The sequence below is a fragment of the Streptomyces sp. DH12 genome (genome assembly GCF_020873895.1).
Classification (GTDB): domain Bacteria; phylum Actinomycetota; class Actinomycetes; order Streptomycetales; family Streptomycetaceae; genus Streptomyces.
Genome location: NZ_JAHWGT010001406.1, coordinates 1 through 414, shown reverse-complemented (window position 1 = coordinate 414; position 414 = coordinate 1). Strand labels below are relative to the sequence as shown.

Below are 414 nucleotides of genomic sequence, written 5' to 3'. Positions count from 1 at the left end.
TGGGCGAACCACCGTCGACCCAGCCCTTCCCCGAGGCGGTGGCGTAACCGAAGCCGAACGTCTTGTCGAGGAACGCCCACAGGAAGACGAACCCCATCAGCACCCGCACCGAGGCGAGCACGCCGGCCGGCCCGTGCGGTGAACGCGCCGGCCTCCGCCGACACCGCCTCCCCCGGCGCGGAAACGGCGCGGTTCCCGCGGAACGACGGCAGATGGAAACCTGAACCACGATGTGTGGGCTGGTGCACGGACATGACAGTGACTCCTTCGGAGAGGATCCGGCTGGTTCCTGACACCACCCACTCTCCCGGCTCCCATCACCCCGCGCCCGACGCCGAAGGTCCGCACCCGAAGACTCAACAGCCCCTGACGACAGGGACCTTCGGCCACCCCCCTGCGGCACGGCGGGACGGC

Annotated in this window: 1 pseudogene; it reads right to left on the bottom strand. The window is 70.0% G+C overall.

The features are described from left to right. Positions 1-254 (bottom strand): annotated as a pseudogene (locus LPA54_RS40305) (hypothetical protein); the annotation flags it as partial. Between the last annotated feature and the right edge of the window lie 160 nt (positions 255-414).